Genomic DNA, 11,823 nt, shown 5'->3' on the forward strand with positions numbered 1-11,823 from the left:
GAGCGGGCCCTTCGCGCGTCCGGCGCCGCCGGACGCGTCGTCAGGAGGAGACCGGGGGATACATTCCGGACGGCAGCTTGGCCGCCGCCGCACGGTCCAGGAGCCACAGGGTGCGCGAGCGGCCGTACGCCTCCGCGGCCGGCGCCTGCACGCCGCCGGCCCCGCCGAGGGCGATGGCGACCGCTCCGGCCTTGTCCTCGCCGGCCGCCAGCAACCAGACCTCGCGGGCCGCCCGGATGGCCGGGAGGGTCAGCGAGATCCGCGTCGGCGGGGGCTTGGGCGCGCCGTGCACGCCGACCACCGTGCGGTCGGTCTCCCGGACCGCCGGGTGCTCGGGGAAGAGCGAGGCCACGTGCGTGTCCGGCCCGACGCCCAGCATCAGCACGTCGAAGGTGGGGACCGGACCGTGGTCCTCCGGACGGGCCGCCCGCGCCAGCTCGGCCGCGTAGGCGGCGGCCGCCGCGTCCACGTCCGCCCCGTGCGGGCCGTCCGAGGCCGGCATGGCGTGCACGCGGGCGGGGTCGACCGGGACGGAGTCCAGGAGGGCCTCGCGGGCCTGGGTGTGGTTGCGCTCGGGGTCGTCGGCCGGCACGTACCGCTCGTCGCCCCACCACAGGTCGAGCCGGTGCCAGTCGACCGCGTCGCGGGCCGGGGCGGCGGCCAGCGCGGCGAGGAGGCCGTTGCCGTTGCGTCCGCCGGTCAGGACCACGGACGCGGTGCCGCGGGCCGTCTGGGCGTCCACGATCTTCGTGATGAGCCGGGCCGCGGTGGCCTGCGCCATCAGTTCCTTGTCCCGGTGGACGACGACCTGAGGAGTCGTCATACCCATGTGCTGCCGCCTTCTGTGGGGATCGGGGGGTGCGGTGCCGCCGGCGCGCTGCGCGGAGCCTTCCCCCACCCCGCCCCAGCCCCGGGAAACGGCGAAAGGGCGGTGCGGTGAAGGCTCCGCGCAGCGGGATCGCGCTACTTGGCCGGGGCCTTCTTCGCCGCCTTGGCGGCCGGCTTCGCAGGCGGCGCCTGCACCGGTTCCTCGGCAGCCGGCTCGGGCGCCGGCGCGTGCGCCGCCAGCTGGGCCACGCCGTACTTCAGCGAGGCCGCGTAGGTGTTGTCCGGGTCCAGCCGGCGCAGCTCCTCCGCCAGCAGCTCGGCCGTGTCGCGGCGCTTGAGCGCCACGTTCCGGTCGGGCTGCCCCGGCATGCACAGCGTGGCCAGACCGCCGTCGGCCCTGTTCAGGACGATGTCGCCGTCCTTGGTCGACAGGCGTACGGCCGTCAGGCCCGGCCCCGCCGACTGCGTGCGCCGGACGGGGACCTGGAGCCGGTCCGCCAGCCACATGGCCAGCAGCTCACAGCTGGGGTTGTCGTCCTCGCCCTCGACGGTCGCCGAGACGACCGTCACGGCCTGCTGGTCCAGCGCCGCCGCCAGCATGGAGCGCCACGGGGTGATCCGGGTCCACGACAGGTCCGTGTCCCCGGGGGCGTACGCACCCGCCCGGGCGCCGAGCGTCCCGACCGGGTCCTCGCAGGAGTACGTGTCCGTGATCCGGCGCTGCCCGAGCGCACCCAGCGGATCGCCCGCCAGGTCCGTGGGAGCTCCGTCCGGCCACCAGACGACCACAGGCGCATCCGGAAGGAGCAGCGGGAGAACCACCGACTGGGCGTGGTCGACCAGTTCGCCGTGAAGGCGCAGCACGACCGTCTCACCGCTGCCCGCGTCCGCCCCGACGCGGACTTCCGCGTCGAGCCGGGCGTCCCGGCGGCTGCGCGGCGAGCGGCTGGCCCGCTTGATGACGACGACGATCCGCGAGGGGTGTTCGTGGGACGCGTCGTTCGCCGACTTGAGCGCGTCGTACGCGTTCTCCTCGTCGGTCACGATCACCAGCGTGAGGACCATGCCGACGGCCGGCGTGCCGATGTCCCGGCGTGCCTGCACCATCGCGGCGTTGATCTTGCTGGAGTTGGTCTCCGTGAGGTCGATCTTCATGGCCGGCGCCAGCTCCGTCCGTCTCGTGCGAGCATCTCGTCCGCCTCGACCGGCCCCCAGGTGCCCGCCGGGTACTGCGCCGGCTTGCCGTGCTTGTCCCAGTACTCCTCGATCGGGTCGAGGATGTTCCAGGACAGCTCCACTTCCTGGTGGCGCGGGAAGAGGTTCGCGTCGCCGAGGAGCACGTCGAGGATGAGCCGCTCGTACGCCTCGGGGCTCGACTCCGTGAAGGACTCGCCGTAGGCGAAGTCCATCGTCACGTCCCGCACCTCCATGGAGGTGCCCGGAACCTTGGAACCGAAGCGCACCGTCACGCCCTCGTCCGGCTGGACGCGGATGACCAGGGCGTTCTGGCCCAGTTCCTCGGTCGCGCCCGACTCGAAGGGCAGGTACGGGGCCCGCTTGAAGACGACCGCGATCTCGGTGACCCGGCGGCCCAGGCGCTTGCCCGTCCGCAGGTAGAAGGGGACGCCCGCCCAGCGGCGGTTGTTGATCTCCAGGCGGATGGCCGCATAGGTGTCGGTCTTCGACTTGGGGTCGATGCCGTCCTCTTCGAGGTACCCGACGACCTTCTCGCCGCCCTGCCAGGCCGCCGCGTACTGGCCGCGCACCGTGTGCTTGCCCAGGTCCTCCGGCAGCTGCACCGCGGTGAGGACCTTGAGCTTCTCCGCCACCAGCGCCTTCGGGTGGAAGGAGCCCGGCTCCTCCATCGCGGTCAGCGCGAGCAGCTGGAGCAGGTGGTTCTGGATGACGTCACGGGCGGCGCCGATGCCGTCGTAGTAACCCGCCCGGCCGCCGATGCCGATGTCCTCGGCCATGGTGATCTGCACGTGGTCGACGTACGACCGGTTCCAGATCGGCTCGAACATGGTGTTGGCGAAGCGGAGCGCCAGGATGTTCTGGACGGTCTCCTTGCCGAGGTAGTGGTCGATGCGGAAGACCTCGTCCCGCGGGAAGACCTCGTGGACGACCTTGTTGAGCTCCTCGGCGCTCTTCAGGTCGTGGCCGAAGGGCTTCTCGATGACGGCACGCCGCCAGGAGCCCTCCTTCTGCGCCAGACCGTGGTCCTTGAGCTGCTGGACCACCTTGGGGAAGAACTTCGGCGGGACGGACAGGTAGAAGGCGAAGTTGCCGCCCGTGCCCTGCGCCTTGTCGAGCTCGTCGATCGTCGCCTTCAGCGTCTCGAAGGCGGCGTCGTCGTCGAAGTCGCCCTGGACGAAGCGGCAGCCCTGCACCAGCTGCTGCCAGACCTCCTCACGGAAGGGGGTGCGCGAGTGCTCCTTGACCGCCTCGTACACCTCCTGGGCGAAGTCCTCGTGCTCCCACTCCCTGCGGGCGAACCCGATGAGGGAGAAGCCCGGCGGGAGCAGGCCGCGGTTGGCCAGGTCGTAGACCGCGGGCATCAGCTTCTTGCGCGACAGGTCACCCGTAACGCCGAAAATGACCAGGCCGGACGGCCCCGCGATGCGCGGGAGCCGCCGGTCCTGTGCGTCACGAAGCGGGTTCGCTCCGTTTACAGACAAGGTGTTCAGGCCTCCGTGGGGGCGAGGCGCTGGAGCTCCGCCTCGGTCGACTTCAGCAGGTCGTTCCAGGACGCCTCGAACTTCTCGACGCCCTCGTCTTCCAGCAGCTGAACGACATCGTCGTACGAGATGCCCAGCTTCGCGACCGCGTCCAGCTCGGCGCGGGCCTGCTCGTACGTGCCGCGCACGGTGTCACCCGTGATCGAGCCGTGGTCCGCGGCGGCCTCCAGGGTGGCCTCCGGCATGGTGTTCACCGTGTTCGGGGCGACCAGGTCGTCCACGTACAGGGTGTCCTTGTACGCCGGGTCCTTCACGCCCGTCGAGGCCCACAGCGCGCGCTGCTTGTTGGCTCCGGCGCGCTCCAGGGCGGCCCAGCGGTCGGAGGAGAAGACCTCCTCGTAGGCCTCGTAGGCCAGACGGGCGTTGGCGAGCGCCGCCTTGCCCTTGAGGGCCTTCGCCTCGTCGGTGCCGACGGCGTCCAGGCGCTTGTCGATCTCGGTGTCCACGCGGGACACGAAGAAGGAGGCGACGGAGTGGATCAGGGACAGGTCCAGGCCCGCGGCCTTGGCCTTCTCCAGGCCCGCCAGATACGCGTCCATGACCTCGCGGTAGCGCTGCAGCGAGAAGATCAGCGTGACGTTGACGCTGATGCCCCTGCCGATGACCTCGGTGATCGCGGGCAGGCCGGCCTTCGTCGCCGGGATCTTGATGAGCGTGTTCGGGCGGTCCACGAGCCAGGCGAGCTGCTTGGCCTCGGCGACCGTCGCCGCGGTGTCGTGGGCCAGCCGCGGGTCGACCTCGATGGACACACGGCCGTCCTGGCCGTCGGTGCGGTCGTGGACGGGGCGCAGGATGTCGGCGGCGTCCCTGACGTCCGCCGTCGTGATCATGCGCAGTGCCTCTTCGACGGTGACCCTGCGGGTCGCGAGGTCGGCGAGCTGCTGCTCGTAGCCCTCGCCGCTGCTGATCGCCTTCTGGAAGATCGCCGGGTTGGTGGTGACACCGACCACGTGCGACTGGTCGATGAGCTCGGCCAGGTTGCCGGACGTGATGCGCTTGCGGGACAGGTCGTCCAGCCAGATCGCCACGCCTTCGTCGGAGAGGCGCTTGAGTGCGTCTGTCATGGGAATTGCATCTCCTAGTGGTCTTGTACGGGCGTCAGCGCGCGGCGGCGGCGAGGGAGTCCTTGGCCGCGGCGGCCACGGCCTCGGCGGTGAAGCCGAACTCGCGGAAGAGCACCTTCGCGTCGGCGGAGGCGCCGAAGTGCTCCAGCGACACGATGCGGCCGGCGTCACCGACGTACCGGTGCCAGGTCAGGCCGATGCCGGCCTCGACCGCGACGCGGGCCTTCACCGAGGAGGGCAGGACGCTGTCCTTGTACTCCTGGGCCTGCTCCTCGAACCACTCCACGGACGGCATCGACACCACCCGGGTCGCGATGCCCTCGGCCTGGAGCTGCTCGCGGGCCTCGACGGCGAGGTGCACCTCGGAGCCGGTGCCGATGAGGACCACCTGCGGGGCCCCGCCCTCGGCCTCGAACATCACGTAGCCGCCCTTGGCGGCGTCCTCGTTGCGCTCGTAGGTCGGCACGCCCTGGCGGGTGAGCGCCAGGCCGTGCGGGGCGCCCTTGCCGAACACCTTGGTGTGGCGCTTCAGGATCTCGCGCCAGGCGACGGCGGTCTCGTTCGCGTCGGCCGGACGGACGACGTTCAGGCCCGGGATGGCGCGCAGGGAGGCCAGGTGCTCCACCGGCTGGTGGGTGGGGCCGTCCTCGCCGAGGCCGACGGAGTCGTGCGTCCACACGTAGGTCACCGGAAGGTGCATCAGGGCGGACAGGCGGACGGCGTTGCGCATGTAGTCGGAGAACACCAGGAAGGTGCCGCCGTAGATGCGGGTGTGGCCGTGCAGCGCGATGCCGTTCATGGCCGCGGCCATGGCGTGCTCGCGGATGCCGAAGTGGATGGTGCGGCCGTACGGGTCGGCCTCCGGCAGCGGGTTGCCCACCGGCAGGAAGGAGGATTCCTTGTCGATGGTGGTGTTGTTGGAGCCGGCCAGGTCGGCCGAGCCCCCCCACAGCTCCGGGATGACCGCGCCGAGCGCCTGGAGGACCTTGCCGGAGGCGGCGCGGGTGGCGACGCCCTTGCCGGTCTCGAAGACGGGGAGGCGGTCCTCCCAGCCGTCGGGCAGCTGGTTGGCGTTGATGCGGTCGAACTCCGCGGCGCGCTCCGGGTTGGCGGTGCGCCAGGCGGAGAGGTCCTTCTCCCAGGCGGCGCGGGCCTCGCGGCCGCGGTCCAGGGCCTTGCGGGTGTGGGCGATGACCTCGTCGGAGACCTCGAAGGTCTGCTCCGGGTCGAAGCCGAGCACGCGCTTGGTGGCCGCGACCTCGTCGTCGCCGAGCGCCGAGCCGTGGGCGGCCTCGGTGTTCTGGGCGTGCGGGGCGGGCCAGGCGATGATCGAGCGGGCCGCGATGAAGGACGGGCGGTCCGTGACGGCCTTGGCCGCCTGGAGGGCGGCGTACAGCGCCTTCGGGTCGAGGTCGCCGTTCTCCTGCTGCTCGACGCGCTGGACGTGCCAGCCGTACGCCTCGTAGCGCTTGAGGGTGTCCTCGGAGACGGCCGTCTCCGTGTCGCCCTCGATGGAGATGTGGTTGTCGTCCCACAGGAGGACGAGGTTGCCGAGCTTCTGGTGGCCGGCCAGCGCGGAGGCCTCGTGGGAGATGCCCTCCTGGAGGCAGCCGTCGCCGGCGATCGCGTAGACCATGTGGTCGAACGGCGAGGTGCCCGGGGCGGCCTGCGGGTCGAAGAGGCCGCGCTCGTAGCGGGCGGCCATGGCCATGCCCACCGCGTTGGCGACGCCCTGGCCGAGCGGGCCGGTGGTGGTCTCGACGCCGGCCGTGTGGCCGTACTCCGGGTGGCCGGGGGTCTTGGAGCCCCAGGTGCGGAAGGACTTCAGGTCGTCCAGTTCGAGCCCGAACCCGCCCAGGTACAGCTGGGTGTAGAGGGTGAGGGACGAGTGCCCCGCGGAGAGCACGAAACGGTCGCGGCCCACCCACTCGGGGTCCGCCGGGTCGTGCCGCATCACCTTCTGGAAGAGGGTGTAGGCGGCGGGGGCCAGGCTCATCGCCGTTCCGGGGTGGCCGTTTCCGACCTTCTGGACCGCGTCAGCGGCCAGGATGCGGGCGGTGTCGACGGCCCGCTGGTCCAGTTCGGTCCACTCGAGCTCTGTGGTGGTCGGCTTGGTGCTCACCGTGGGTCAGGGCTCCTCTCCACATGTTCGTATCCCGGTGACGAACGGTGCACCGGCGATTCCGAGCCTACCCCCGCAACGGCGTGCAGCTATTCGAGTGCAGGCGGTCCGTCACCGCGCCGCCGGCCGGCGTTCACCCGGCCACGGGGCGCGGCCGCTGCCGTCCCCCGTACGTACGCACGGTCCGATCGGCCCAACACGAGACGACCCCGGCGCGGGGCGACGTAAGCGCAACGTCTACAGTGGCGTGGTACGCGCAAGCCCCAACCGCGCCTCCCCGTTGTGAAAGGCCGGAGTCGGGGCTTGCTGGATTCTCTCTCAGGGGTGTGCGTGACGGCCGTCGAATCCCGTCCAGCGGGGGTGCTCGGGACGAGCCCCGGTCACCGGCCGTTCGGGACCCGCGTCATGGCTTTCGTGGCATTGACCAAGCCGCGGATCATCGAACTTCTGCTGATCACCACAGTGCCGGTGATGTTCCTCGCGGAGCAGGGCGTGCCGTCGCTGTGGCTGGTCCTGGTGACCTGCGTCGGCGGTTACCTGTCCGCGGGCGGCGCCAACGCGCTGAACATGTACATCGACCGCGACATCGACGCGCTGATGGACCGCACCTCGCAGCGTCCGCTGGTGACCGGCATGGTCAGCCCGCGGGAGTGCCTGGTCTTCGGCATCACGCTCGGCGTGGTCTCCACCCTGTTCTTCGGCCTGCTCGTCAACTGGCTGTCGGCCGCCCTGTCCCTCGGCGCGCTCCTCTTCTACGTCGTCGTCTACACGATGCTGCTGAAGCGGCGCACGACCCAGAACATCGTCTGGGGCGGCATCGCGGGCTGCCTGCCGGTGCTCATCGGCTGGTCCGCGGTCCGCAACGAGGTCTCCTGGGCCGCGGTCATCCTCTTCCTCGTCATCTTCTTCTGGACGCCGCCGCACTACTGGCCGCTGTCGATGAAGGTGGCCGACGACTACGCGCGCGTCGGCGTGCCGATGCTCCCGGTCGTCGCGGGCAACAAGGTCGTGGCGCGCCAGATCGTCCTCTACAGCTGGGTGATGGTCGGCGTCTCGCTGCTGCTGACGCCGCTGGGCTACACCGGCTGGTTCTACACCTCGGTCGCGCTGCTGGCCGGCGGCTGGTGGCTGTGGGAGGCGCACGCGCTGCACGCGCGCGCCAAGGCGGGCGTCACCGGCGCGAAGCTCAAGGAGATGCGCCTGTTCCACTGGTCGATCACCTACGTGTCGCTGCTGTTCGTGGCCGTCGCCGTGGATCCCTTCCTCCGTTGATTACTCGCCGGTAGCATGGTTTCCATGGGAGACACCGCAGACACGGCGGCCGCCGCAGGCGCCGCGGACAAGAAGCAGGACCGTACGGCCGCCAAGCTGGCCAAGCAGATCGGCGCCTTCGCCAAGCAGCACGGGGGTGCCGAGGGCCAGCTCGCCCACATCGGCCAGGCCGGCACCCGCATCGTCCTCGTGGGCACGGACGGCGGCTGGGGCGACCTGGTCGCCCCGACCTTCGCGGTGGCGCAGCTGGCCGCGGAGAAGGCCGGGCTGACCCTCCACGACGAGTTCGACGGGGAGTTCGCCGCGCGCGTGCGGACCGGCCCGTACGAGTGGTCGCGGATGGCCGGCCTCCAGCTCGGCGGCCCCGAGAACCCGGCTGACTGACCGCGCGCGACCGGCGCCCGGGAGCCGCGGTCCGGTCTCGGTCAACAGCCCGAGCAACACCTCACACCCCGCTCACCCGTTAGGACGTGTGGAAGCGCCTTCCCCACGTCCGCAACGGGATGTCCGGATGATCGAAACGCCGCCCCTGGTGGACCAGTACTGCCACGGAGTCCTCCGTACGGAGCTGGGCCTGGGCACCTTCGAGGCCCAGCTGATCCACTCGGCGGGCCCGCCCGCCGCGGGCACCACCTTCTTCGACACCCAGACCGGCTTCGCCGTCCGCCGGTGGTGTCCGCCGCTCCTCGGACTGGAGCCGCACGCCGCCCCCGCCCGCTACCTGGCCCGGCGCCGGGAACTGGGACCCGCCGAGTCCGCGCGGCGGCTGCTGCGGGGGTCCGGGACCGGCGTCTACCTGGTCGACACCGGGACGGCCGGCGACCTCACCGCTCCCAAGGAACTGGCGCTCGCCGCCGACGCGGAGGCCCTGGAGACCGTGCGGCTGGAGTCGCTGGCCGAGCAGGTCGCCGACACGTCCGGGACGGTCACCGCGTTCCTCGCCCACCTCGCCGAGGCCGTCCACCACGCCGCCGCGGGGGCGGCCGCCTTCGCCTGCGCCACGGCCCCGGGCGGCCCCGACGGCCCGGCCCTCGATCCCGAGCCGCCGGCTCCGGGCGACGTGCGCGGGGCGGCCGGGCGCTGGCTGGCCGGTCGGGCGCGCGGCGGGCCCGTACGCGACCCCGTCCTCCTGCGGCACCTGCTGTGGAGCGCGGTGGCCTGCGGGCTCCCGCTCCAGCTGCACACCGGTACGGGGGACCCCGCGGCGCTGACCGGGTTCGTACGGGCCACGGCCGGCATGGGCACACGGCTGGTGCTGCTCGGCGGATATCCGTACCACCGGCACACCGCGCGGCTCGCGCAGGACTACCCGCACGTCTACGCCGACGCGGGCGCGGGCCTCGCGCGGACCGGGGCGCGGGCCTCGGCGGTCCTCGCCGAGCTGCTGGAGCTGGCGCCGTTCGGGAAGCTGCTGTTCTCCAGCGCGGGACGGGGGCTGCCCGAACTGCACGCGGTGGGCGCCCTCGTCTTCCGGGACGCGCTGACCCGGGTGCTGGGCGGCTGGGTCGCCGAGGGGTCCTGGTCCTGGCGGGACGCCGACCGGGTGGCGGCCATGGTCGCGGCGGGCAACGCCCGCCGCGTCTACCGGCTGGACCGGCCCTGACGCCGGGCCGGGAGGGTAGGGACCGGCCCGGTCAGACCGCGGAGAGCCGGGCCTCGTCCGCCGCCGGGATCCCCGCCTCGTCGACCGGCCGCTCGCGCAGGCTCAGGGTGAGCCGGAGCACGGCGATCCACACCAGGCAGGAACCGAGCATGTGCACGGCGACGAGCACCTCGGGCAGGTCCGTGAAGAACTGCACGTAGCCGATGCCACCCTGGGCGAGCAGGACGAGCAGCAGGTCGCGGGCGCGGGCGCGGGTGTCGAGGGGAGCGTCGACCACGCGCAGCACCAGCCACGCCGCGACGGCCAGCGCGCAGACGACCCAGGCGGCGATGGCGTGGACGTGGGCAGTGGCCTCCCAGTCGAACGGCATCCGCTCGATCTCGCTGCTGTCGCCGGCGTGCGGGCCGGATCCGGTGACCACCGTGCCCGCGGCGATCAGCACCAGGGTCGCGGCGACCAGCGCCCACGCCAGCTTGCGGACCGGGCCGGGGACCCGCGGCCGCGGGGCGGTGTCGCCCTCGCCGACGCGCTGCCAGGTGATGGTCGTCACCGCGATCAGCGCGGTGGCGAGCAGGAAGTGCCCCGCCACGCTGTACGGGTTGAGGCCCGTCATGACGGTGATGCCGCCGAGCACGGCGTTGCACAGCACGAGGGCGAACTGAATCCAGCCGAGCCTCGTCAGCGAGCGGCGCCAGGGCTCGGCCGACCGGGCCGCGACGATCACCCAGCCGACGGCGGCGCTGAGCACGTACGTCAGCATCCGGTTGCCGAACTCGACGGCGCCGTGGAAGCCCTGCTCCTGCGTTGTGATCAGGCTGTCGTCGGTGCACTTGGGCCAGGTGTCGCAGCCGAGACCGGATCCGGTCAGCCGCACCGCGCCGCCGGTGACGACGATGGCCACGCTCATGACGAGCGCGGCGAGCGCGGCCCGCCGGACGATCCGTGGTGACGGAGTCCAGCGGCTGGCGATGTAAGCGAGGGGGTTCAACACGCCCCATATCGTAGGCGACCCCTTGTGCAAAGTTTCACGAGGGGGTGGGCGAGGGTGCGTCGGGGCCGACGAGCAGCCTGAACCGGGCAGCGGCGGGGCCGCCCTCCTCGTGCCACCAGAGCAGGACCCGCCAGTGCGCGGCGTCGCCCGGGTGGTCCGGCGAGCCGGTGAATTCCCGTACCAGCGCGCCTCCCACGTCCTGGGCCGTGCGGTTGCGCACCTCGGTGGCGCCGCGCCAGGGAGGGGGGAGCGCGGTCCACAGTCCGTCCGGGCCGCGGACGTCGAAGCGCCACACCGCGAGCCACGGCGTGACCTCCAGCATCGTGCGTACCTGTTCGGCGTCCAGGTGCAGCCGGGCCGCGATCTCCGCCTCCTCCACCGACCGGATCCGGGCCGCCACCACGGCCCGCGGCAGCAGCCGCTCGGGCAGCAGCCCCCGCGTGCGCAGGCCGACCAGCTCGTCGAAGGCCAGATGGCGCAGGCGCAGTTCCAGCTGGCGGTCGATGTGGTCCAGGGCCTCCTCGGCCGACCCTGCCTCCTCGGCGGCCGGGTCGGCCAGCAGAAGCCGGCGGAAGTCGGCCTCCGCGTCCACCGCCCAGGCCACCGCCTCCTGTGCGGCGCCCAGTTCGGCCAGGCGGTCCCCCAGGAACACCTTGGCCTGGGCGAGACCCCGCCGGTTGACCGGATCGGCCTGGTCCAGTCCCGCCCACACCTCCACCGCCGTACGGGTCAGGTCGCGGGCGCGCTCACCGGCGGCCCGCTCCATCGGGCTCGGGCCCTCCCCGCCGGCCGGCCCGAGGGGGTGCTTCGGCAGCCGGTGCGCGTCGCTCAGCGGCCAGGCCAGCCACACCCCGTGGTTGATCAGCCCGCGGGCGTACCAGCGGGCGTACTCGGGGTCGTGCTCGGCGGCGCGTTCGGAGCTGCGCAGGCCTTCCTCGATGGTGGCGAGGGCGCCCGCACGGTCCCCCGCGGCGAACCGCAGCGCGGCCCGGTCCGCGAGGCGCAGACCCAGCAGGGCGGTGCACCGGGGATCGTCCGTGAGCGTGCGCAGGGCGCCGATCAGCTGGTCCAGCAGCCTCTCGCACTCCGCCGGATCCGCCTGCGAGGCCCCCGCCCGCACCCGCGCCCACTGGTCGTCCAGCCGAAGAACGGCCTCCCGCTGCACCATGTCCGCCCCCCGGCTTCATGTGTGGAGGCGCCCATCC

General features: G+C 72.4%; 10 protein-coding genes. 3 read left to right on the forward strand and 7 right to left on the reverse strand.

Features of this window, described 5'->3' with window-relative positions:
- Positions 1-40: 40 nt before the first annotated feature.
- The 5 genes from pgl to tkt all read right to left on the reverse strand — a co-directional run bounded on the left by pgl (position 41) and on the right by tkt (position 6,752).
- Positions 41-823 carry a 6-phosphogluconolactonase gene (gene pgl / locus IF89_RS0114520; protein WP_030766689.1) on the reverse strand — a complete coding sequence of 261 codons (783 nt, stop codon included), beginning with the start codon at positions 821-823 and terminating at the stop codon, positions 41-43.
- A gap of 140 nt (positions 824-963) precedes the next feature.
- Positions 964-1,983 carry a glucose-6-phosphate dehydrogenase assembly protein OpcA gene (gene opcA / locus IF89_RS0114525; protein WP_030766692.1) on the reverse strand — a complete coding sequence of 340 codons (1,020 nt, stop codon included), beginning with the start codon at positions 1,981-1,983 and terminating at the stop codon, positions 964-966.
- A complete protein-coding gene (zwf, locus tag IF89_RS0114530; RefSeq protein ID WP_030766695.1) occupies positions 1,980-3,506 on the reverse strand; it encodes a glucose-6-phosphate dehydrogenase in 1,527 nt (508 codons plus the stop codon). Before zwf ends, opcA begins: the two co-directional genes overlap by 4 nt.
- Before the next feature lie 5 nt (positions 3,507-3,511).
- The gene (gene tal, locus IF89_RS0114535) at positions 3,512-4,630 is read right to left on the reverse strand and encodes a transaldolase (protein ID WP_030766698.1); all 1,119 of its coding nucleotides are present in this window, start codon (positions 4,628-4,630) and stop codon (positions 3,512-3,514) included.
- Between the two features lie 34 nt (positions 4,631-4,664).
- Entirely contained in the window at positions 4,665-6,752 is a 2,088-nt protein-coding gene (gene tkt, locus IF89_RS0114540) for a transketolase (protein ID WP_030766701.1), read from the reverse strand.
- Positions 6,753-7,076: 324 nt separating this feature from the next.
- On the opposite strand from tkt, the gene IF89_RS0114545 reads away from it, so the two are divergent.
- The 3 genes from IF89_RS0114545 to IF89_RS0114555 all read left to right on the forward strand — a co-directional run bounded on the left by IF89_RS0114545 (position 7,077) and on the right by IF89_RS0114555 (position 9,627).
- Complete coding sequence (locus IF89_RS0114545; protein WP_078557166.1) at positions 7,077-8,024, forward strand: heme o synthase; 948 nt, start codon at positions 7,077-7,079, stop codon at positions 8,022-8,024.
- A 24-nt stretch (positions 8,025-8,048) separates the two neighbouring features.
- Positions 8,049-8,408 (forward strand): hypothetical protein, encoded by a 360-nt coding sequence (locus tag IF89_RS0114550; protein WP_043193942.1) that lies wholly within the window; start codon positions 8,049-8,051, stop codon positions 8,406-8,408.
- 127 nt (positions 8,409-8,535) lie between these two features.
- Positions 8,536-9,627, forward strand: coding sequence for an amidohydrolase family protein (locus tag IF89_RS0114555; RefSeq protein ID WP_030766708.1), 1,092 nt, complete (start codon positions 8,536-8,538; stop codon positions 9,625-9,627).
- 31 nt (positions 9,628-9,658) lie between these two features.
- Here IF89_RS0114555 and IF89_RS0114560 read toward each other — a convergent pair whose 3' ends face one another.
- Entirely contained in the window at positions 9,659-10,618 is a 960-nt protein-coding gene (locus tag IF89_RS0114560; RefSeq protein ID WP_030766711.1) for a COX15/CtaA family protein, read from the reverse strand.
- A gap of 34 nt (positions 10,619-10,652) precedes the next feature.
- Entirely contained in the window at positions 10,653-11,786 is a 1,134-nt protein-coding gene (locus IF89_RS37990) for a hypothetical protein (RefSeq protein ID WP_051807071.1), read from the reverse strand.
- Between the last annotated feature and the right edge of the window lie 37 nt (positions 11,787-11,823).

The organism is Streptomyces sp. NRRL F-2664 (assembly GCF_000719345.1).
Classification (GTDB): domain Bacteria; phylum Actinomycetota; class Actinomycetes; order Streptomycetales; family Streptomycetaceae; genus Streptomyces.